16 protein-coding genes and 1 tRNA gene are annotated in these 22,792 nt (G+C 61.8%); 7 read left to right on the forward strand and 10 right to left on the reverse strand.

Annotation, left to right across the window (positions count from 1 at the left end; genetic code table 11):
• Positions 1 to 33: 33 nt before the first annotated feature.
• Entirely contained in the window at positions 34 to 2,781 is a 2,748-nt protein-coding gene (gene polA, locus ACFQ6H_RS24300) for a DNA polymerase I (protein WP_378649085.1), read from the reverse strand.
• A gap of 303 nt (positions 2,782 to 3,084) precedes the next feature.
• Between polA and ACFQ6H_RS24305 the strand changes: the two genes are divergently transcribed.
• From ACFQ6H_RS24305 to ACFQ6H_RS24320, 4 genes are read left to right on the forward strand one after another with little or no spacing between them, the layout of a single operon-like run.
• The gene (locus ACFQ6H_RS24305) at positions 3,085 to 4,404 is read left to right on the forward strand and encodes a branched-chain amino acid ABC transporter permease (RefSeq protein ID WP_378649135.1); all 1,320 of its coding nucleotides are present in this window, start codon (positions 3,085 to 3,087) and stop codon (positions 4,402 to 4,404) included.
• Between the two features lie 5 nt (positions 4,405 to 4,409).
• A complete protein-coding gene (locus ACFQ6H_RS24310; RefSeq protein ID WP_378649137.1) occupies positions 4,410 to 5,399 on the forward strand; it encodes a branched-chain amino acid ABC transporter permease in 990 nt (329 codons plus the stop codon).
• Positions 5,392 to 6,420, forward strand: a complete 1,029-nt coding sequence (locus tag ACFQ6H_RS24315) for an ABC transporter ATP-binding protein (protein ID WP_378548075.1) — start codon at positions 5,392 to 5,394, stop codon at positions 6,418 to 6,420. The genes ACFQ6H_RS24310 and ACFQ6H_RS24315 overlap by 8 nt, the downstream gene beginning before the upstream one ends.
• Positions 6,417 to 7,223, forward strand: a complete 807-nt coding sequence (locus ACFQ6H_RS24320) for an ABC transporter ATP-binding protein (protein WP_378539713.1) — start codon at positions 6,417 to 6,419, stop codon at positions 7,221 to 7,223. Before ACFQ6H_RS24315 ends, ACFQ6H_RS24320 begins: the two co-directional genes overlap by 4 nt.
• 86 nt (positions 7,224 to 7,309) lie before the next feature.
• On the opposite strand, the gene ACFQ6H_RS24325 is transcribed toward ACFQ6H_RS24320, so the two are convergent.
• The gene (locus ACFQ6H_RS24325) at positions 7,310 to 8,641 is read right to left on the reverse strand and encodes an ABC transporter substrate-binding protein (protein ID WP_317828956.1); all 1,332 of its coding nucleotides are present in this window, start codon (positions 8,639 to 8,641) and stop codon (positions 7,310 to 7,312) included.
• Between the two features lie 207 nt (positions 8,642 to 8,848).
• Complete coding sequence (locus ACFQ6H_RS24330; protein WP_378649087.1) at positions 8,849 to 9,466, reverse strand: ANTAR domain-containing response regulator; 618 nt, start codon at positions 9,464 to 9,466, stop codon at positions 8,849 to 8,851.
• Between the two features lie 107 nt (positions 9,467 to 9,573).
• On the opposite strand from ACFQ6H_RS24330, the gene ACFQ6H_RS24335 reads away from it, so the two are divergent.
• Both ACFQ6H_RS24335 and ACFQ6H_RS24340 read left to right on the forward strand, forming a co-directional pair.
• Positions 9,574 to 9,650 (forward strand) — tRNA-Leu (locus ACFQ6H_RS24335).
• A 331-nt stretch (positions 9,651 to 9,981) separates the two neighbouring features.
• Positions 9,982 to 10,392 carry a hypothetical protein gene (locus ACFQ6H_RS24340; RefSeq protein ID WP_378649089.1) on the forward strand — a complete coding sequence of 137 codons (411 nt, stop codon included), beginning with the start codon at positions 9,982 to 9,984 and terminating at the stop codon, positions 10,390 to 10,392.
• 22 nt (positions 10,393 to 10,414) lie between these two features.
• Here the strand turns inward: ACFQ6H_RS24340 and ACFQ6H_RS24345 are convergent, their stop codons facing one another.
• Together ACFQ6H_RS24345 and ACFQ6H_RS24350 are read right to left on the reverse strand one after the other, a co-directional pair.
• Positions 10,415 to 11,677, reverse strand: coding sequence for an amidohydrolase (locus ACFQ6H_RS24345; RefSeq protein WP_378649091.1), 1,263 nt, complete (start codon positions 11,675 to 11,677; stop codon positions 10,415 to 10,417).
• A complete protein-coding gene (locus tag ACFQ6H_RS24350) occupies positions 11,649 to 12,569 on the reverse strand; it encodes a bifunctional 5,10-methylenetetrahydrofolate dehydrogenase/5,10-methenyltetrahydrofolate cyclohydrolase (RefSeq protein ID WP_378649093.1) in 921 nt (306 codons plus the stop codon). The genes ACFQ6H_RS24345 and ACFQ6H_RS24350 overlap by 29 nt, the downstream gene beginning before the upstream one ends.
• Before the next feature lie 278 nt (positions 12,570 to 12,847).
• On the opposite strand from ACFQ6H_RS24350, the gene ACFQ6H_RS24355 reads away from it, so the two are divergent.
• Positions 12,848 to 13,351 (forward strand): SRPBCC domain-containing protein, encoded by a 504-nt coding sequence (locus ACFQ6H_RS24355; protein ID WP_042923025.1) that lies wholly within the window; start codon positions 12,848 to 12,850, stop codon positions 13,349 to 13,351.
• Between the two features lie 33 nt (positions 13,352 to 13,384).
• Here the strand turns inward: ACFQ6H_RS24355 and ACFQ6H_RS24360 are convergent, their stop codons facing one another.
• The 5 genes from ACFQ6H_RS24360 to ACFQ6H_RS24380 all read right to left on the reverse strand — a co-directional run bounded on the left by ACFQ6H_RS24360 (position 13,385) and on the right by ACFQ6H_RS24380 (position 22,713).
• Positions 13,385 to 14,266 carry an acyl-CoA thioesterase gene (locus ACFQ6H_RS24360; protein ID WP_378640320.1) on the reverse strand — a complete coding sequence of 294 codons (882 nt, stop codon included), beginning with the start codon at positions 14,264 to 14,266 and terminating at the stop codon, positions 13,385 to 13,387.
• The gene (gene pyk, locus ACFQ6H_RS24365) at positions 14,267 to 15,685 is read right to left on the reverse strand and encodes a pyruvate kinase (RefSeq protein WP_214890328.1); all 1,419 of its coding nucleotides are present in this window, start codon (positions 15,683 to 15,685) and stop codon (positions 14,267 to 14,269) included.
• An 82-nt stretch (positions 15,686 to 15,767) separates the two neighbouring features.
• Positions 15,768 to 17,270, reverse strand: coding sequence for a glutamate synthase subunit beta (locus ACFQ6H_RS24370; protein ID WP_378649095.1), 1,503 nt, complete (start codon positions 17,268 to 17,270; stop codon positions 15,768 to 15,770).
• On the reverse strand, positions 17,263 to 21,747 hold the full coding sequence (gltB, locus tag ACFQ6H_RS24375; protein ID WP_378649097.1) for a glutamate synthase large subunit: 4,485 nt from the start codon (positions 21,745 to 21,747) through the stop codon (positions 17,263 to 17,265). Before gltB ends, ACFQ6H_RS24370 begins: the two co-directional genes overlap by 8 nt.
• A 132-nt stretch (positions 21,748 to 21,879) precedes the next feature.
• Positions 21,880 to 22,713, reverse strand: coding sequence for an NINE protein (locus ACFQ6H_RS24380; protein WP_378548172.1), 834 nt, complete (start codon positions 22,711 to 22,713; stop codon positions 21,880 to 21,882).
• Positions 22,714 to 22,792 lie beyond the last annotated feature (79 nt).

Consider the following 22,792-nt stretch of genomic DNA (forward strand, 5'->3'; position numbering starts at 1 on the left):
ATGCGATTCCGGCCCAGCCTTTTTCGTTGCTGCCTAGTGAGCCGCGCTGTCCCAGCTTCGACCAGTTCCCACCGAAACATCCAGCGGTACCGACAACTCGATGGCTGTGGCCATCTTTTCCCTGACCAATGCAGTGACCTCCTCCAACTCGGAGGCAACCACTTCGAGCACCAATTCGTCGTGAACCTGCAACAGCATGCGCGACTTCAATCCGGCGTCGGCGAGAGCCTTCTGCACGTTGATCATCGCGACCTTGATGATGTCGGCCGCCGTGCCCTGGATCGGCGCGTTCAAGGCAGCCCGTTCGGCCACCTCACGACGCTGACGGTTGTCACTGTTGAGATCGGGCAGATACCGACGACGGCCGTAGAGCGTCGAGGTGTAACCGTCCTTGCGCGCTTGCTCGACTACTGCGTGGAGGTAATCCCGCACACCGCCGAAACGAGCGAAGTACGCATCCATCTGCTGCTTCGCTTCTTCGGTCGAAATCTTCAGCTGCGAGGCCAATCCGTAAGCGCTCAGTCCGTAGGCCAGACCGTAGGACATCGCCTTGACCCGGCGACGCAGTTCAGGAGTGACTTCTTCGATCGGAACTCCGAATGCGCGCGAGCCGACAAAGCTGTGCAGATCCTCACCGGTGTTGAATGCCTCGATCAGTCCCTCGTCACCTGACACGTGCGCCATGATGCGCATTTCGATCTGGCTGTAATCGGCAGTGAGCAGAACGTCGAACCCCTGCCCGACCACAAATCCGTCGCGGATCTCGCGCCCCGCATCGTTGCGGACCGGGATGTTCTGCAGGTTGGGATCGGTCGACGACAGACGTCCGGTCGCGGCAACCGTCTGGTTGAACGTCGTGTGGATGCGACCGTCTTCGGCCACGGCCTTGAGAAGACCGTCCACGGTCACCTTCATACGCGTCGCATCACGGTGCGCGAGAAGGTGTTCGAGGAACGGGTGTCCCGTCTTGTCGAACAGACCCTGTAGCGCCTCGGCGTCGGTGGTGTAGCCCGTTTTCGTCTTCTTGGTCTTGGGCATGTCGAGTTCTTCGAACAAGACCACCTGCAGCTGCTTCGGCGAACCCAGGTTGATCTGCTTGTCGATCACCTCGTACGCGGAGTTTGCGGCGTCGGCGACCTGGGACGCGAAACGGCTCTGAAGATCGTGCAGATGCGCGCTGTCGACGGCGATGCCGGTGGCCTCGATCTGCGCGAGCTCGATCGTCAACGGCAGTTCCATGTCGGAGAGGAGCGCCTTGGACTCGATCGACTCCAACTCGGTGTCCAACGCAGCCGCCAGGTCGAGAACGGCCTGAGCGCTGAGCATCGCGGTCTCGGCAGCTTCGGCGTCAAGCTGTTCGGAATCGTCGAGAAGTGAAAGCTGTTCCTGGCCGGATGTTTCGGCACGCAGTTCACGCTTGAGGTAGCGGAGCGACAGATCATCGAGATTGAAGGTGCGCTGACCCGGCCGGACGAGATAGGCGGCCAGAGCGGTGTCGCTGGTCAGTCCGCCGAGCGTCCAACCGCGCCCACGCAGAGCGTGGATCGCCCACTTGGCTTCGTGCAGCGCCTTCGGCTGGGATGCATCCGCAAGCCAATCACCGAGAGCCGCTTCATCTTCCGGCGTTGCCGTCGATGCCGCGATGTATGCGCATTCGCCGTCGGAGGCCGCGATCGCGAGTGCAGTGACGTCACCGGCAAACGGAGTTCTGGTTCCGAGCACCGTCACGCCGTGACGCTCACCGGTTCGCGCGTGAGCGTCGAGCCACGCGGCAACCGCCCCCGGGGCGAGTGCGTCGCCGCTGACCTCGAAGCCCTCTTCGGCTTCGGGTTCGGACGAGGACAAGGTCGCGAACAGTCGATCGCGGAGAACCTTGAACTCGAGATCGTCGAACAACGCATGAATCTTCTCGCGGTCCCACGGAGCCAAAACCAGCTGCTCGGGCGTGTACGGCAACGGAACGTCGCGAACCATTTCGGTCAACTGGCGATTGAGCAGGACGTTTGCAAGGTTCTCGCGTAGTGAGTCGCCAACCTTGCCACGGACCTTGTCCACGTTGTCGACCAGACCCTGCAGGTCGCCGTACTCACGGATCCACTTGGTGGCGGTCTTCTCGCCGACGCCGGGGATACCGGGGAGGTTGTCACTCGGGTCGCCGCGCAGGGCAGCAAAATCCGGATACTGCGACGGGGTGAGGCTGTACTTCTCCTCGACGGCCGTCGGCGTGAATCGGGTGAGCTCCGAGACGCCCTTCTTCGGGTACAGCACAGTGACGTTGTCGGTCACCAACTGCAGCGAGTCGCGGTCGCCGGTCACGACGAGAACTCGGTATCCGAGGGCCTCCGCCTGCGTGGTCAACGTGGCAATCACGTCGTCGGCTTCGAAACCTTCCTCGGCCATGACCGGGATGCCCAGCGCGCCGAGAACGTCCTTGGTGATGTCGATCTGGCCCTTGAATTCGTCCGGAGCCTTCGCACGCTGCGCCTTGTATTCAGGGAACAGGTCGGCGCGAAACGTCTGACGCGACACGTCGAAGGCCGCAGCCAAGTGGGTCGGCTGTTCGTCGCGAAGAAGATTGATCAACATCGACGTGAAGCCGTACACCGCATTGGTGGCCTGCCCACTGTGTGTCTTGAAATTCTCTGCAGGCAGCGCGTAGAAGGCGCGAAACGCCAACGAATGCCCGTCGAGAAGCATCAGAAGAGGGCGATCGTCCGCCTTGCCGGTGGTGCCGGCTGAAGCGGTGGACGTGCTGGACCGAGTTGTGGTTGCGGGGCTCACGGTTCATCAGTCTAGGGATCGCGACCGACATCGACGCCTTCGCCGTTGTTTACGCAGGAACAGGCACAAGAATCGGACAATTGATGCAGCCATCGGCCTTCGATACGGAACCGAAACATCCCGGAAATCTCAGAACACCATCTGAAGCGAACAGAGCCGTTAGAGTCCGGAAATCGCAGCAACGGATCAAGCCCTCCGCTGCGTGGCACCTTTGTCCAGACGCGCTAGTCCCGACCCGCTCGGAGGACGTACGTGGCCCCACCCGTAGTGAAACGGCATACCCTCGCAACACTCAGCCGACTACTGGCCTTTGCGTTACTCACGTTCTTCGCATTACTCAGCCTGGCCGGAACGGCCGGGGCCCAGGAACCGACCAACTCCCCTGCACCGACCAACTCCCCTGCACCGCCGACCTCGTCAGGACCGGCAAAAACGGTTCCCGACAACGCCGTCCCCGTCAGCGGCAATCTCAACAACGGAGGCACCCGGCTCGAGGGCGTCACGGTGCGCGCGCTCGATTCCTCCGGCACCGAGGTCGCCACCGGCGAGTCGGCATCGAACGGTCGTTGGGAGTTGGCCGTGGCCCCGGGCACCTACACATTCGAGATCGTTGCGGACACCCTCCCCGACGGAGTGAGTGTGCAAGCCACTGTCGAACGCGAGGTGGTGGCCGGCCGCGCGAACACCGTGATCTTCTCGTTCGGCGAGGTTCGCACCGCCTCGAATGTCAGCTTCGGCGAGAAGCTCATCCGCACGACTGTCGACGGTCTACGGTTCGGTCTCGTGATCGCGATCGCCGGTGTGGGTCTGAGTTTGATCTACGGCACGACCGGTCTGACGAACTTCGCGCACGGCGAGATGGTCACTCTCGGTGCCGTCGCCGCCTGGGTGATCAACACCTCGTTCGGCATTCCGCTGATTCCCGCCACCGTTCTCGCGATCTTCGTCGGTATCGGGATCGGACTGTTGACCAACGGAATCGTCTGGAAGCCCCTACGTAAACGCAAGACCGGGTTGATCGCACAACTGGTGGTCTCCATCGGTCTCGCGATTTCCCTGCGCTACCTGATCCTCATCTTCTTCTCCGATCGAGCAGAACCCTTCGACGACTACCAGGGCCAGGTCGAGAAGAACTGGGGCCCCATCGCTTTGACCGACGCCAACGCCGTAGTCATGATCGTCAGTCTGGTCGTCCTCGTCGGCGTCGCACTTCTTCTCCAGCGGACTCGCATCGGAAAAGCCATGCGCGCCGTCTCCGACAACCGCGACCTCGCCGCTTCGTCGGGAATCAACGTCGAGCGCGTGATCATGTTCGTCTGGGGCCTCGGCGGCGGATTGGCTGCACTCGGCGGTGTGCTGTTCGGTATCTCCGAGCTCGGCGGACGCGTCCAGTGGGAGATGGGCTTCAAACTGTTGCTGCTGATGTTCGCCGGAATCACCCTCGGTGGTCTGGGAACGGCGTACGGGGCGCTACTCGGCTGCGTCATCGTCGGACTTCTGGTCCAACTCTCGACGCTCATCATCAACCCCGACCTCAAATACATCGGCGGACTTCTCGTCTTGATCGTGATCCTCGTGGTTCGCCCCCAGGGCATCCTCGGATCCAGACAAAGGATCGGGTGACGAACATGGACATCATGGGAGCTTTCCAGGTTTCCTTCGCCCAGTTGATCGGGCCGTCGGCAATCTTCTACGCGCTGCTGGCAATCGGGCTGAACCTGCACTTCGGCTACGCCGGACTGCTCAACTTCGGTCAGATCGGTTTTGCCCTTCTCGGCGGCTACGGCGTCGGAATCATGACCGTGACCTACGACCAGCCGCTCTGGCTCGGCATCCTCGTCGGACTCACCGCGGCCGGTCTTCTCGCGCTCGTGCTCGGTATTCCGACGCTGCGTCTGCGCGCCGACTATCTCGCCATCGTCACCATCGCGGCTTCGGAGATCCTGCGTCTGATCTTCCGCTCGACCGCGTCGGATTCGGTGACCGGTTCCACCAACGGCCTGTTCGGTTTCGCAGATCCGTTCACCGCGCTGAGCCCGTTCGACTCGGCCAAGCAGTACTCGTTTCTCGGCGTGAAGTTCTACGGAGACGATCTCTGGTCCATGGTCGTCGGCTGGACCCTGGTCCTGATCTTGTGCGGATTGGTCTATCTGTTGACGCACAGCCCGTGGGGTCGCGTCCTCAAGGCGGTTCGTGAAGACGAGGATGCGGCGCGATCGTTGGGCAAGAACGTCTTCGTGTACAAGATGCAGGCCCTGGTTCTCGGCGGCGTGATCGGTGGTCTGGCTGGTGTTTTCAACGCCCTCCAGACCAAGTCCATCAACCCGGACTTCTACTCTACCGCGCAGACGTTCTTTGCATTCGGCGCACTGATTCTGGGCGGGGCGGCAACGGTTTTCGGCCCGGTAGTGGGCGCAATGTTGTTCTGGTTCCTCCTCGCGATTCCCGACGCTTTGTTGCGTCAGGCGATCTCCGGCGAAAATCCGCTGCTCTCGCTGACCGAACAACAGGTCGGAGCCACCCGGTACGTCCTGCTCGGATTGATGATCGCTCTTCTGATGGTCTTCAGACCGCAGGGAATACTGGGTAACAAGCGGGAGGTGCAACTCAATGCTTGACGCCGATACCAGAGCACAGATCTTTGCCGACGTTCCTCATCTTCCGGGATCGGCAAAACCCGACCCGGTACTGATCGCGGACAACGTCTCGCGCACGTTCGGCGGCCTCAAAGCCGTCGATGTCGGCCACCTCGAAATTCAACGCGGGTGCATCACGGGTCTGATCGGCCCCAACGGCGCCGGGAAAACCACCCTCTTCAACCTCCTCACCGGTTTCGACCGGCCTGACACCGGTACGTGGTCGATGGACGGTCAATCGCTGGGCCGCATGTATCCCCACCAGGTAGCCAGGAAAGGAGTGGTACGGACGTTCCAGTTGACCAAGGCGCTGTCCAAACTCACGGTGCTGGACAACGTACGTCTGGGCGCCACCGGTCAACGAGGTGAACGCATCTTCGCCTCGCTTGTCCCGTGGATCTGGAAGGGTCAGGAACGCGAGATCACCGAGCGCGCCAACGAACTCCTCGCGCGTTTCAAACTCGACACGAAAGCTGACGACCTCGCCGGTTCCCTCTCCGGCGGACAGCGCAAACTGCTCGAAATGGCTCGCGCACTCATGACCTCGCCCTCGGTGGTGATGCTCGACGAACCCATGGCAGGCGTGAATCCCGCTCTGACGCAAAGCCTGCTCGGTCACATCAAGTCATTGCGCGACGACGGAATGACGGTCGTCTTCGTCGAGCACGACATGGACGTGATCCGAGACATCAGCGACTGGGTGGTGGTCATGGCACAGGGCAGCGTCATCGCCGAGTCCACTCCGGACGAACTCTCGTCCAACACAGCTGTCGTCGACGCGTATCTGGGCAGCCACCACGACCAGGCCCTCGAGTTCGACGACGACGGAAATCCGGTGGGCGAGACGGCCGTTCTGGCAGCCGCCCTGGCAGAAGCCGAGGTCGAAACCCTCGAGGCGGGCGGTGACCTCTCGGAACCCGACATCGACAATCTCCCGGCCGATCTCGCCGCGACGCTGGAATCGAGTCCCGAGGAACCGCGCGGAAGGCACGAGAAGCCATGAGCGAGAACCAAGCACGTTCACTCACGCCCGCAGAGTTCGCCGCGACAGCGCAAGAGCATCAGCGACTGTCGGCAGGTGCACTGCTCCGCGCCGACAGCCTCGTCGCCGGCTACATTCCCGGCGTCAACATCCTGCGTGAGTGCAACTTCTTCCTGAAGGAGGGAGAAATCGTCGGAATCATCGGACCGAACGGCGCAGGCAAGTCGACACTCCTGAAGTCACTGTTCGGTTTGATACCGGTTCGCGAAGGATCGGTCACTCTCCGTGAGGACGACATCACGTCCGCGCCCGCTCACGTCCTCGTGCAGAAGGGAGTCGGGTACGTCCCCCAGACACAGAACGTCTTTCAGACTCTGACTATCGAAGAAAACCTCGAGATGGGAATTTATCTGCGACCCAAGGCATTCGCAGAGCGATTCGCCTTCGTGAGTCAATTGTTCCCACTCCTGAGTGAACGACGAAAGGTGAAGGCCGGCGCACTCTCGGGCGGCGAACGTCAGATGGTCGCGATGGGCCGGGCTTTGATGATGGATCCGTCGGTCCTGCTCCTCGACGAACCGTCCGCGGGCCTGTCCCCGATGTTCCAGGACGAGGTGTTCATCCGTTGCAAGAAGATCAATGCTGCGGGTGTCTCGGTCATCATGGTCGAACAGAACGCGCGCCGCTGCCTTCAGATCTGCGATCGCGGCTACGTACTCGATCAGGGCAAGAACGCGTACACCGATACCGGCGCCAATCTGATGAACGATCCCAAGGTGATCGAGCTGTATCTGGGAACGCTCGCCGGGAGCAAAGAGAAGTAGGCACGACATGAGAATGGGCCAGGGTCTCGCGACCCTGGCCCATTCTCGTCGACTGCTTACTTGCCGACGACTTACTTGCCGACGACTTACTTGCCCACCACCACGAATCCTTCTGTGGTCAGCGTGTTCTCAGGGCCGAACTTGAGCTTTCCGTACGAACCGATGGACGGCTCGCCCGAATCGTTGAAGTCCAACTCACCGGTGATGCCGTCGTAGTCGATGTCGGTACCCGCCTTCACCAACGGCAAGCACTCCACGTAGGACGTGCACTTGGTGCCACCTTCGGTGACGCTGTTGATGTTCGCCGCGATGTCCGTGCCCGCCGTCGACTTCGCCTGCTCGGCAGCAAGTGCCGAGATCACCACCGCGTCGTACGACTCTCCGGCGTAGTTGAAGTCGATCAGAGAGGGGTTGACCGCCTTCAGACGATCTTGGAAGGCAGCTCCGACATCCGTCAGCGGCGTCGTTCCCTGCATCGTGTCTAGCAACGGCTTCGCCACGGATTCTCCGAGCGCATTTCCCATGTTGCCGTCGACGCCGTACATCGCCATTCCGTCCGACGGTCCGATGCCCACCTCGTGCATTCGCGTGATGATCTTCGCCGACTCCTCGAAGCCCACCAATGCAACAGCATCCGGATTGAAGTTCTTGACCTGATCGACTTCGGAGTTGAACGACTGCGCGTTCGGGTCGTAGATGATCTTCTCGATCTGATCTGAGGGGACACCCGAATCGATCAGATTCTTTTCGATGTTGTCGGCCAGACCCGTCCCGTACGGGTCGTTGAGTGCCATGATGGCTACGCGCTGACCACCGTCGTCCGAAATGAGCTGTGCGACGGCCTGAGCCTGCAGTACGTCCGTCGGAGCGGTGCGGAAGTACATGCCCTTGTCTGGATAGCAGACGAACTGGTCCGACGTGTTGGCAGGAGAGAACATCACGACGCCCGCGCTGGCGATCTTGTCGATCACCTTGAGCGAGACCGACGACGACGCGGCGCCGACGATCACCTGAGTGCCTGCCGCCAATTCGCGGTCGACGGTGGAATTGGCGGTGTCCGTCGTGGTGTCACCCGAATCGCCAGGGATCAGTTGGACGGGTTGGCCGAGAACGCCTCCAGCGGCATTGACATCGTTGACGCCGAGCTGGGTGCCTGCAACCATCGGCGGCCCGAGGAACGACAAGCTGCCGGTGTCGGGAAGAAGCGTGCCGATGCGCAGCGCTTCCGTGGACGGGGTGGCGCCGGCCTTGGCCTGCTCCGGGGTGCAATCGGTCGTGACGGATGTCGTCGCGGCGGAAGCGCCGGACGTAGAGCCGCTCGAAGACGAGTCATCCGACTTGTCCGAGCTACAGCCTGCAAGTGCCAGTGATGCCGCGCCGAGAACTGCAGCAGTACGCACAAGTGTTCGTCTAGCCATCCCACGCTCCTAAGATCAGCCGGTGCTCGCGCCACCCGAACTGGCGCTCGCTGTGGGATCAGACGCTAGACCTTGGAACCGTTTCGCGATCCTTCAAGAAAGCCCTGTGACCTGACTGTTATCTGATGGCGCACAGTGTTTACACGGCCGTAGCGCTGCGCGACGTTTCGACCGTCGACGCAGCAGCCGAAAACTCGGACACTTTGCTCAAGCGTCCGGTTCGCCGCCCAGAGTTTCGAGTACGACCTGTGCGACGGCCTTCATCGTGGAGCGCCGGTCCATCGCGGCGCGCTGAATCCACTTGAACGCCTCGGGTTCGGTGAGCGCTTGGCGAACCATCAGAACACTCTTGGCGCGCTCGATGAGCTTGCGCGCTTCCAGTCGGTCGGACAGATCGGCGACCTCACGCTCGAGCGCGGTCACCTCTCGGAAGCGACTGACCGCCAATTCGACGGCAGGCACCAAGTCGCTGATGGAGAACGGCTTGACCAAGTAGGCCATGGCGCCGGCATCGCGTGCGCGCTCGACCAACTCGCGCTGACTGAATGCTGTGAGAATGACAACAGGAGCGATGCGCTTGGCGGCAATCTCCGACGCCGCGTCGATGCCGTCCCTCCTGGGCATCTTCACGTCCATGATGATCAGATCAGGCTTGAGTGACTCGGCCAACTCGACCGCCACCTGTCCGTCACCGGCCTCGCCGACGACGTCGTAGCCCTCTTCGCGGAGCATCTCGACCAGATCCATGCGGATCAACGCCTCGTCTTCAGCGACGACAACACGACGGGGTGCGAGCTGATTGCCTTGCGGCTGCGGCGAATTCATGGCCACCATCCTCCTCCATCGAACCGCCCCGACACGAGACGCGAACGATTAGAGGGTACCGGTGTTTGACATTGAAATCGCATCTTCTAATGTAGTCATCGCAACAAGCCCTCGTATCCCAATTGGCAGAGGAAACGGATTCAAAACCCGTCCAGTGTGAGTTCGAGTCTCACCGAGGGCACCACTGCAGCAGCCGGCCGTACCGCAAGGTTTCGGCATTCGGCTGTACCCCGGATCAACCGCCGCTAGGTTCGATCCATGAACGGTCGCCGGTTGATTGCTCTGCTCGGAACCATGTCTTGTCTCTGCCTGCTCACCGGATGTCAGACAGACGACGAATCCGACACTGCTGGCGGATCTTCCACCCAGGTCGTCTCTTCCACCCAGGTCGTCTCTTCCACCCAGGTCGTCTCTTCCACCCAGGTCGTCCTCGACGCTGCAACACGGACCGGCACCCTTCAGGTCGGCTCTCGCCCGATCGAGGCCGCGTCCACCGAGATCTCCACGTTTCCTCATTGCCCAGCGACACAGCGATCGCTTCACCGAATCCACCCGTCGACGTGACCGCGATCGACGTGACCGATCACGATGGTTTCACCCGCATCACCTATCGCTTCGACGGCAACGGACCGGTGTTCTGGAAAACCGAATACGTCAGTGAAGCAATCCGAGCGGGAGACAGCACAGTCGTAGATGTCGGTAGTCGATCGATACTTCAGGTCGATCTGATGGGAGTCCGGTCGCATCCGAGTCTTGTCTCGGCTCCCCTCGACGTCACAAACATCACCCGCATGGAGAGTGCCGGTACGAACGATACGATCCTGCAGTCGTTTATCGGCACTCTCCAGACCCGACCGGCGTACACGGTGTCGACATCCGATTCCCCGTCCCAGCTGACTATCGACATCCCCGCAGCCGACAACTGACCCTCGATACCCAATTACGCGCTCAGCTCAGCCATTCCAGCGCAGCTGCGGTCAACGCGGCGATTCCGTTGTCGAGGGTCGGCTGGATCACCGGGGCGTACCGCGGTGAGTGGTTCGATGCAATGTCCTCCCCGACGGTTCCCGCTGTTACGGCCTTCAGGTAGGCCTCGGGATCCGCACCGCCGAGGAGCCAGTACACCAGCGGCGCTCCGGCCGCGTCGGCGAGGATTCCGACGTCTTCACTCCCGGTGACCGGTCCAGGATCGATGACGCCGTGTTCCCCGAATACGCCCCTGAATGCAGCGCTCACGCGATCGCAGGCCGCGCCGTCGTTGATCAACACCGGAAACGACTCTTGTGCAATCAGTTCGGGCTCACGGACGGCGCCGGATGCCTGCGCCTCTGCGCGGACGATTCGGTGCACCGCGTCCAATACCCGGGTTCGGACTTCCGGTTCGACGGTCCGAATGCTCAAACCGAACTCCGCATGATCGGCGATGATGTTGTTCTTCGTACCTGCGTGAAACTGGCCCACTGTCAGTACACCTGTATCACTGCCGGCAATCTCGCGGGAGACCACCGTCTGCAACCGCATCACTGCCGATGCCGCCATGACGATCGGATCGATCGTGGTCTCAGGCCGCGATCCGTGCCCGCCCCTCCCGAACATTCGCACCAGCATGCTGTCCGCCGCAGCGAATGCTGCCCCGGAATGCAATCCGACGATTCCCGCCGGTGCCGGCGCAACGTGTTGGCCGAGAACCACATCGGGTTTGGGAATGCGGTCGTACAACCCGTCGTCGACCATCGCCTGCGCGCCGGCACCGAGTTCCTCTGCAGGCTGGAACACGACCTCGAGCGTGCCCGACCATGAGTCGACGGTTTCACTGAGGATCCGAGCGGCGCCGAGCAACGCAACAACATGCATGTCGTGTCCGCACGCGTGCATGATCGGAACGTCGTTGCCCTCCTTGTCGGTTCCTCGTTCCGTGCTTGCATAATCGAGACCGGTGACTTCCTCGACCGGCAATGCGTCCATGTCCGCCCGAAGCAGAACGGTTGCGCTACTGCTCTTTCGGAGGCTACTGCTGTTTCGGAGAACGCCCACTACTCCGGTTCCGCCGACTCCGGAATGAACCTCGAAGCCGAGGTCTCGCAATCGATCCGCGACGATTCCGGCGGTACGATGCTCCGCGAACGACAACTCTGGGTGCGCATGCAGATCTTTGTACAGGTCTACGAGTGAAGTGCTGACATCACCGATTCGGTCCACCACGTTTGTCATGATTCTCACTGTATGCCCGAACCTCAGTCGCCCGAACTGCCGCGGCGAGAGTTTGTTCCAGCAGTACTGCAACCGTCATGGGGCCGACACCACCCGGCACCGGTGTGATTGCACCGGCGCGAGTAAGCGCGGCGCCGTACTCCACGTCGCCGACGTTGCCCGCGTTGTACCCCGCATCGATCACTACTGCCCTGGGCTTGATCCACGAACCCTTGACGAGTTCCGGCACGCCGACGGCAGCGATGACGACGTCCGCCGTACCGACGTGAGCGGCCAGGTCGACGGTTCGCGAATGGCAGTACGTCACGGTTGCGTCCCGACGCAGGAGGAGCATTCCCATCGGCAATCCGAGGATGGGGCTTCTGCCCACTACAACGGCATGCTTTCCGGCGAGTTCGACGCCTGTGGCGTCGAGGAGGCGCAGGATGCCACTCGGCGTACACGATTCGAATCCACCTCCGGACAACGCCATTGCCGCAAAAGATGCCGAAGTGACGCCGTCGACGTCCTTGTCGGCCGAGATGGCGTCGAACGCAGCCCGTTCGTCGATGTGGCCTGGCACCGGGTGTTGCAGCAGTATGCCGTCGATCGAAGGGTCCGCCGACAACGCTCTCAGCACGTCGACGAGTTCTTCAGTGGTTGTACTCACCGGGAGTTCGACCGTCCGCGACGTCATTCCGACGACGACAGACCGTTTGGCCTTCATCTGTACATACGCCTTCGAGGCCGGGTCCGCTCCCACGATAACCGCTGCCAGGCAAGGAACGTGCTCGGTCTCATCACGAAACCGCCTCGTGCGCAGTGACAAGTCCGCGAGCGCAGCATCGGCAATTGCGCGTCCGTCGATTATTCGAGCCACCACGTTCCGGTTGGGCAGATTTTCGGTAGACATGAATCCCCCTTCACACAAGATGTGTGAAGCACCCAGGCGGTCGATGCCTCGCGATGTGCACTCCCCGGTGGTAATTCCCACCCGCGCCAGTCGTGCGTGGCCAGCGTACCGCGCGGTTGTTTCACCGCCACGAAACGCATCGAGAACGCCGCTCTCAAAACGAGACAAATCGACATAACCTATCAATAGGTAACGATCTGACCTGCAGTTATTCCATCCTGTCCAATTAGATGGCACGATGGGGGCAACCGCACGGGCACCAAGCATTGGAGGCACCGATGGACAACGGCAAGATAAACCTGACTTATGACGGTCGGGTGTCATTGAGCTTCCAACTGGCGATTCCGCACGCACCGGACAAGGTCTGGAAAGTGATAACGGAACGCGAGTACCTCGATGCCTGGTTCCCGGCGGACGTCGATTTCGATCTCACTCCCGGCGCGGATCTGCTGTTCAAGGTCACGCCGGAACAGGTCGAGCGTTTCGGACTACCCGCAGATCACGTGACGCGCGGGACGGTCATCAGCGTCCACCCGCACCGAATTCTCGAATTCCTCTGGGACGCAGACACTCTGCATTGGGAGCTGGCTCCGGACGGCACCGGCGGCTGTTGGCTGACCCTCACCCACACGATGGAAGACGAAGAGTCCGCGTACGCCCACGCCGCGGGCTGGCACGCGGGCTTGGAAGTTGTTGCGGCCCAACTCGATGGACGCGAAGTCGACTGGTCTCCGTGGGACCGCGCCGACGAACTCTCACCGCAATATCGCAAGTCGGCCTGAACCTGGGCCCGAGCACAGTCTCGGGCCCGCTTCTCACTCCCCCTTGCGCGGGAAGTGCCTGATCATTCCTTCTTGAACCACTGTTGCCAACAGCAGTCCTTCCACCGAGAAATACCGTCCGGTCGCCAAACCACGCGAACCTGCGGCGACGGGCGATTCGGTCGCGTACAGGACCCAATCGCTGAATCGGAACGGACGGTGGAACCAGATCGAGTGGTTGACCGTCGCCGCGACGATACGATCATGGCCCCAGGACAATCCATGAGTGGTCAGAATCGAATCGAGCACAGTGGTGTCCGACGAATATGCAAGCGTCGCAGCGTGCACGAGTGAATCATCCGGAAGATCACCGTCGGGGCGCATCCACACCCGATTGTGGTTGAGTTTCTCACCGGTGCCTTTGAGTATCCACGCCGGATCGTTGGCGTACCTCATGTCGATCGGCTTGAGCGCCGCACTGAAATGCGGCAGTTTTTCCTCGTACCCCACCAGATGATCGCCGATCGGCGGCAGTGAATCCGGAAGCGGGACATCCGGGATCTCGACGGCGTGGTCGAGCCCCTTGCCGGAGTCCTGGAACGCCGCGAGCATCACGAACAATTCGTTCTCACCCTGATACGCCGTCACCTGACGGTTGGCGAAAGCCCGCCCGTCACGATGACGCTCCACCCGATACTCGATGGGCGCCTTGACATCTCCACCCCGAATGAAATGGGCGTTGACGGCATGGATGGGGCGCTCACCGTCGACGGTCCGTCCGGCGGCCATCAGTGCCTGAGACACCAACTGACCGCCGAACGTCCGCGAACCTACTTGCTCGGGGTGGTGTCCACGGAACGCGTCGTCACCGATCTGCTCCAGATCCAACAGACCGAGGAGAGTACCGAGGTCGGTGGACGCATTCGCGTGGGTCACTCAGTGGTCCTCTTCGCCGATGCGGTGGACGTGAATGAGGTTGGTGGAGCCGACGGTTCCCGGAGGGGACCCGGCAACGATGACCACGAGGTCGCCCTTGACGTACCGCCCGAGGGAGAGCAAAGCATTGTCGACCTGACGCACCATTTCGTCGGTGGTGGCCACCGCATCGACCAGGAACGTCTCGGTTCCCCACGTCAGCGTCAGCTGACTGCGTACTGCGGGCAACGGTGTGAAGGCGAGCAGCGGCAGCGGAGTGTGCAGGCGAGCCAGTCGTCGCACCGTGTCACCGGACTGTGTGAATGCAACCAATGCCTTGGCGTCCAGACGTTCGCCGATGTCACGCGCTGCGTACGAGATGACACCGCGCTTGGTGCGCGGGACGTGAGTCAGGGGTGGGACTCGGGTCGATTCGTTCTCGACGGCTTCGACGATGCGGGCCATGGTGCGAACGGTTTCCATGACGTACTTGCCCACCGAAGTCTCACCCGACAGCATGACAGCATCCGCACCGTCGAGGACGGCGTTGGCAACGTCGGATGCCTCTGCACGGGTCGGACGCGAGTTCTCGATCATCGACTCGAGCATCTGCGTGGCGACGATGACCGGCTTCGCGTTCTCACGAGCAATCTGGATTGCGCGCTTCTGGACGAGCGGGACCTGCTCGAGCGGCAACTCGACGCCGAGGTCACCGCGGGCGACCATGACGGCGTCGAATGCGAGCACGATGGCTTCGAGATTGTCGATGGCCTCGGGCTTCTCGAGCTTCGCTATGACGGGAACGCGGCGCCCGACTCGATCCATGATGGCGTGAACCAATTCGACGTCCGCGGGTGAGCGAACGAAGGAGAGTGCAATGAAGTCGACGCCCAGCTTGAGGGCGAACTCGAGATCGGCGATGTCCTTGCCCGACAGGGCAGGAACGGAGACGTTCATGCCGGGCAGCGAGAGGCCCTTGTTGTTGCTGACCGGACCGCCTTCGGTGACCCGACAGACGACGTCGTTACCGTCGATGGAAGTGACGACCAGGCCGACCTTTCCGTCGTCGACCAGCAGTCGGTCACCGGCCTTGGCGTCGCGCGCCAATTCCTTGTACGTGGTCCCGACGCGATCGTGTGTTCCCTCGACGTCGTCAACGGTGATTCGAACCTCTTCACCGTTGGCCCAGGTGGTCCGCTCGTCCTTGAATCGGCCGAGGCGAATCTTGGGCCCCTGGAGGTCGGCGAGAACACCGACGGCCTTTCCGGTGGCGTCCGACGCGGCGCGGACGCGAATGTAGTTTTCTTCGTGATCGGCATGCTCGCCGTGGCTGAAGTTGAGGCGAGCCACGTCCATGCCGCTCTCCACGAGCTCACGGATGCGGTCGCCAGAAGCTGTCGCAGGTCCAAGTGTGCATACAATTTTTGTCCGTCGGTTCACGGCTCGAGCCTAGTCGCTACCCCACCGCACTTCTATCCGGCATTTGTGACGTGCACTTTCTGTTCTTACTCGATTCAGAGGTTCACCTCACGAACAGCGGAAATGCCTTCGGATGTACCGGCGACGGAAGGTCGGACTTACCGGTGAGATACACGTCGACGGCACGTGCGGCCGACCGCCCCTCGGCAATCGCCCACACGACGAGCGACGCCCCGCGATGCGCGTCGCCGCAGACGAACACGCCGGGTGTCCGGGTCTGCCACCCGGCATCACACTCGATTCTGCCGAGCGGATCGGTGCCGACATCGAGGTCGGTTAGCAGCGGCGCGGATTCGACGCCGTCGAATCCGAGAGCGAGCAGCACCATCTCGCACACGAGATCCGTCGTGTCCCCGGTCTGCACCAGGGTCCGCTGTCCGTTCTCTCCACGCGACACGGCGACCGGAACCATCCGGATTGCACGAACCGCACCGTCTCCGTCGTCGAGAAATTCCTGAGCCGCCCATCGGAACCGTTTGTCACTGCCCTCTTCGTCTGCCGGGGACCTGCGTACGATCCGCGGCCACAACGGCCACGGGTCGCGGTCTCGATCGCGATGCCGTGGGCGCGGGACGTGGTAATCCAGTTCCGTCACCGAGCGCGCGCCCTGGCGATGCACCGTGCCGAGGCAGTCGGCCGCCGTGTCACCGCCACCGATGATCACGACGTTCTCACCTCGCGCCGAGATACTCGAGGCGCCGTCACCCTCGCATTCACGGTTGGCGGCACGCAGGTACTTCATCGCGGAATGGATTCCGCGAAGGCCACGCCCCGGCACGTCGGTGTCTCGGGCACGATCGGCCCCGACCGCCAGGACTGTCGCTTCGAAATTCGTCCTGAGGTCGTGTGCGCTCACGTCGACTCCGACGGCGCAGCCGGTGACGAATCGGGTCCCCTCGGCGGTCAACTGGGCCAGGCGCCGATTGATCAAGGCTTTGGGCAACTTGAATTCCGGGATTCCGTAGCGAAGCAGTCCCCCGATTCGATCACTCCGCTCGAACACCGTGACACGATGTCCGGCGCGTGTCAGTTGTTGAGCCGCAGCCAGTCCCGCCGGTCCCGAACCGACTACCGCAACACGGTTGCCGCTGTGAACTACGGGCACCCGTGGCCCCAACGAACCCGACTCCCAGGCGTTGTCGACGATCGCCTGTTCGATGCGTTTGATGGTGACACCTCCCGACGTGCGCTCGTCGTCGAGTGCGAGAACGCACGCCGTTTCGCACGGAGCGGGGCACAGATGTCCGGTGAACTCGGGGAAATTGTTGGTGGAATGCAGATTCTCCGAGGCTTCGGACCACCGACCTCGCCGAACCAGGTCGTTCCATTCCGGGATGAGATTGCCGAGCGGACATCCCACCCCGGCTGAATGGCAGTACGGCACAGCACAGTCCATGCATCGCGAGGCCTGTGCGGAAACGTCTCGATTGCGCACCACGGGATCCATCGACTCGTAAACCGATTCCCAGTCCCCGACACGCACATCGGTCGGCCTGGTCGGTGCGCCGGATCGTTTCACGCTGAGGAACCCACGTGGGTCAGGCATGAGCCGGCTCCGCCAGTTGGTTCTCTTCAACGACCTTCTGATAGTCGACGGGCAGAACCTTGGTGAATCTCGGACTGTGGCCGACCCAGTCGTCGAGAAGTTGTGCCGCGACCGACGAGCCGGTCGCGGCCAGATGATCACCGAGAATCTCGACCAGCCGACTACAGTCTTCCGCCGAAGGCCGCGCGAGAACCACCATGTCGCAGTTGACCTTCTCGGCGTTCAAGTCGAGTACGAAGGCGATTCCGCCGGACATTCCCGCAGCAAGGTTCCTACCAGTCGGGCCGAGAATGACGACGCGCCCCCCGGTCATGTACTCACACGCGTGATCTCCGACGCCCTCCACCACAGCGACCGCGCCCGAGTTGCGTACGGCGAATCGCTCCCCCACACGCCCCCGTGCATAGAGTGCGCCGCTCGTGGCGCCATACAGCACGGTATTGCCCGCAATCACCTGCTCCTCGGCCTTGAAGGGCGCGTCTTCGCTCGGGCGAAGTACGATCCGTCCACCCGAGAGACCCTTTCCCACATAATCGTTTGCATCGCCGACTACGACCAACGAGATGCCCGGTGGCAGGAACGCACCGAGCGACTGGCCTGCCGTTCCGCTGAGCACGATGTCGATGGTGCCTTCGGCTAGCCCGACGGCGCCGTAGCGTCTGGTCACCTCAGCGCCCAGCCTCGTTCCCACCGCCCGATCCGTATTGTGTATCGGCAGTTCGATATTCACGGGTCGAGCGTCCTCGAGTGAGGCCGCGGCACACTCGATCAGGGTGCGTTCGAGTTCGCTCGAAACAGGTACACACGGCTGGTAGGCCGCGCCGGCCGGCGCCGGCGGAACGTCGAAAAGTGGCGAGAGTTCCAACGTCCGGCTCTTCCAGTGCGCCGCCTCCGGAGTCATTTCCAATACGTCCGCGTGTCCCAGAGCGTCATCGATACTTCGAAACCCCAGTTCTGCCAACAACCGTCGTACGTCGTCGGCAATGAAGCGGAAGAAGTTCTCGACATACTCGGGCCGGCCGGTGAATCGCTCGCGCAATTCGGGATTCTGAGTTGCTACTCCGACGGGGCAGGTGTCGAGGTGACATACCCGCATCATGACGCAACCGGCCGCGATGAGTGGCGCCGTGGAAAACCCGTACTCCTGCGCCCCCAGCAACGCGGCAATGACGACGTCCCGCGCCGTACGCAAACCCCCGTCACACTGGACGACGATCCGATCGCGCAACCCGTTGAGCACCAACGTCTGCTGAGTTTCGGCCAGCCCGATCTCCCACGGCGTACCCGCGTGATGGATGGACGAGAGTGCCGCCGCGCCCGTCCCACCGTCGTGACCGGAAATCAGCACAACGTCGGCGTGCGCTTTGGCCACACCTGCCGCAACTGTCCCGACTCCGACCGCGCTGACCAGTTTCACGTGTATCCGTGCACGATCGTTTGCGCATCTGAGGTCGTAGATCAGTTGGGCGAGATCCTCGATCGAATAGATGTCATGGTGAGGGGGCGGAGATATGAGACCGACCCCTGGCGTCGAGTACCGGGTTTCCGCGATCCACGGGTACACCTTGGACCCCGGAAGCTGCCCTCCTTCACCCGGTTTGGCACCTTGGGCCATCTTGATCTGAATGTCGGTGGCGTTGACGAGGTAATCGCTGGTCACCCCGAAGCGACCACTCGCGACCTGCTTGACGGCGCTTCGACGCTTGTCGTCACGTAACCGCTCCGGCGACTCTCCGCCCTCACCGGTGTTGGAACGTCCGCCGAGAGCGTTCATCGCAACCGCCATCGTCTCGTGCGCCTCGGCGGAGAGGGAGCCGTAGCTCATCGCACCGGTGTTGAATCGAGCGAGAATCATCTCGACGGGTTCGACATGACGGAGCGGAACCGGCGGACGAATCCCGTGTCGGAATCGAAACAATCCCCGCAGGGTTCCGCCCTGCGCACTCAGTCGATCGACTTCGTCGCTGTAGCAACGAAACATGTCACTACGTCCTGACCGTGTCGCATGTTGAAGAAAAAACACGGACTCTGGCGTGAACAGATGCAATTCACCGCCGCGGCGATACCGGAACTCTCCACTGCTGCTCAACTGACGATGCCGCACCGCGGACACCGAGAACGCTGCCGCGTGACGCATCAGGACTTCGCGGGCGACTTCGGTGATACCGATGCCGCCGATCCGGCTTCGTGTGTCGCAGAAGTACTCGTCGACCAACTCTCCGCCCAAGCCCACGGCCTCGAAAACCTGAGCGCCCGTGTAGGAGTGAACCGTAGCGATTCCCATCTTCGACATCACCTTGAGCACGCCGGAATTTGTAGCTCTCAGATAGTTGTCCGTTGCCGTCTTCGGATCTATCCCGGGAAGTTCGTCTCGCTCGCTGAGTGCTTCTACCGATTCGAGAGCAAGATACGGGTGGACAGCCGCCGCACCGTAGCCGATCAGCAAGGCGATGTGATGAACTTCGCGGGCGTCACCCGACTCGACAACGAGTGAGACCTTGGTTCGCAGGCCATGACGAACAAGATCGTGGTGCACGCTCGACACTGCGAGTAACGACGGAATGGGAGCCTGCTCGCAGTCCGATCCACGGTCGGAGATCACAAGGATTTCGATACCAGTGGTGGCGGCAGTTCGGGCGGCCTCACGAAGCCTCTCGACACCCTCGGCGAGACCGCCCCGCGCATCGAAGATTCCTTGCAGAACAGTGCTTGTCGGAGTTCGAGGGCCGCGGAGTTCGGCGATCTTCTGCAATTCCACCGGACCGATTACCGGTTTCTGCAGAACGATCCTCCGGCACGACCGGACAGATGCTTCGAACAGGTTCTGCTCGGCACCGAGCGTGGTTGCGAGTGTCGTGACTACTTCCTCGCGAATCGCGTCCAACGGCGGGTTGGTCACCTGAGCAAAGAGCTGAACGAAGTAGTCGTACAAGAGCTTCGGTCGATCCGAGAGAACAGCGAGCGGCGTGTCGACGCCCATCGATCCCAAAGGCTCCGATCCTGAGCTTGCCATCGGGACAAGAATGTCCTGCAGGTCCTCGGCCTGGTATCCGTAGAGCAGCTGACGTTGCAACAGCGGAGCCGGATCGCCTCGGGCGGGCGCAGACTCGGGGATGTCCTCGAGATCGACCAACCCCCCGGCGAGCCAGTCCCGGTAGGGAGCTGTGCTCGCAAGTTCCGACTTGATCTCCGCATCGGGAACGATGCGACGGCGAGCAGTGTCGACGAGGAACATGCGCCCCGGCTCGAGGCGCCCCTTTTCCAGCACCTCGGATGTGGGGGCGTCGAACACACCGCTCTCACTGGCCAACACGATACGGCCGTTCTTCATCCGCCACCATCGCCCTGGTCGAAGTCCGTTGCGATCCAACACCGCCCCCACAACAGTGCCGTCGCTGAATGTCACCGACGCCGGACCGTCCCACGGTTCCATCAGGCAACCGTGAAATTGATAGAAGGCCCTTATCGCGTCAGGCATCGAAGAATCGTTCTCCCAGGCGCCGGGAACCATCATCGCGATGGCGTGTTGCACACTGCGGCCCTCGAGCGTCAAAAGCTCGAGAACTTCGTCGAACGACGAAGAGTCGGATCCTCCCGGGGTGCAGATCGGAAACAGGCGATCGATGTCCCCGTCCAAAAATGCGCTCCGCATCATCGGCTCGCGAGCACGCATCCAATTCCTGTTTCCCACAATCGTATTGATCTCGCCGTTGTGAGCGATGCAGCGATACGGCTGAGCGAGTGGCCACGACGGAAAAGTGTTCGTGGAGTATCGGCTGTGCACGACTGCCAAGGCGGTTCGCATTCTGCCATCGCGCAGGTCGGTGAAGTAACCGGGTAACTGCGCCGGGGTGAGCATGCCCTTGTACACCATGGTTCGCGCGGACAACGAGGGGAAATACACCGCAGTGCTGTCCGAATGAATCCGCTCGACTTGCCTCCTGAGCGCAAACACTCGTCGGTCCAAGGCAATTCCGCCCACACTGTGATCGCTGGACTGGGAGCACATCACAAAACACTGGCTGATGTGCGGAGCACACTGCGCGGCAACGGCTCCGACGCAGTCGCTGTCGACCGGTACCTCTCGCCACCCGATAACCTGCAGTCCTTCTGCCGCTGCGCATTGATCGATCCGAACAACCGCTTGACGACGTGCTTCCTCGTCCACCGGAAGAAAGCAGTTTCCGGCCGCGTAGGTGTTCTCACCCATCGAATTGGGTGGTGGAAGCTCGAACTCGGTCACCGCGTCGAAGAACTCCCTCGGCAGCTGAATCAGAATGCCCGCGCCGTCTCCGCTGTTGGATTCGCGCCCGACTGCGCCGCGATGGGAGAGATTGCCCAAGACCGCGAGCGCCTCGTCGACAATGGAATGCATGTGCCGTCCAGAGGTGTCTGCTACCACGGCTACACCACATGAATCGGTTTCCTGATCGGGGTCGTACAGGCCTCGAGGGTCAGGTATTCGAGAAAACGGCACTCGGCGACCTCCACACGGACATGCAGCCGACGAGCGCTAGTTTATCAGCCCATAACCGCAGGTCGCGAGAGTAAAACTGTGACCCCCTGATACCGAGGCATCAGGGGGTCACAGTTCCGAACGTCGTCTCGATCAGCTACGCAAAGGACGGTTGTACTGATCGCGCACGCTGCCGGTCAACATCATGATTCCGTCGATGAGCGGCCAGATTCCGCCGATGCCACACGTCAACCAAGTGACCGCGATCTGCGCTACAGCCATGCCGGGCTGGTTGAGATAGAACCGTCCCGCTCCGAATCCTCCGAGCAGAATACCCAGCAATCCGGCGGTCGTCTTCGATTTGTCCGAGTACGGTTCGCCGGTCATCGGGTCACGTCCGTACGGTGCGGACGGGTCAACCAGGCCGTAACCGGGTTGGACATAACCCTGTGCTTGTGGGTATCCCTGCGGCTGACCGTAACCCGGCTGTGAATATCCGGGCTGAGGGTAGCCCTGCGGCTGACCGTAATTCTGGCTTCCCTGCGGCGGAGCCGCGTAGGGATTCGGAGTCTGATCTGCCGGCGCACCGTAGACCGGACCGTCCGTCGGGGATTGGGTCGGGCTCGAGTAGTCAGGCGCCGGATAGTTTTGAGCGGCGTAGCTTTCCTGCGACGTGTACGGCGCTGTGGGCTGATTCGGTGTGGAATCAGCAGTGGGAAACGCTGTGGTCGATTCGGTTCCGGTCGGCGGCGGGTAGATGGGGTGGTTTCCCCAACCCGGACCGTTTCCGACTCCCGAATACGTGTCCCAGCCTGGACCGGTGCCGGTGGTCTCCGTCGACGGCGTCTTTTCCGTGGGCGCCGATGTCTCCGTCAACGACGCATCCGCCGTCGCGTCGTAGTCGAAGGGCGACCCGAACTGCGGTGGAACTGGCGGCTGCGATCCAGACGAGTCCCCCGACTCGGAAGGTTCCGGATTCTTGTTCAAGTTAGGCAACGTACTTTCCTTCGATTCGACGACGGTACGTAATAGCTTTTGTTATCGGGCCGCGAGGAAGGTTCGACCT

This window comes from Rhodococcus sp. NPDC056506 (genome assembly GCF_042794945.1).
Lineage (GTDB): Bacteria > Actinomycetota > Actinomycetes > Mycobacteriales > Mycobacteriaceae > Rhodococcus_F.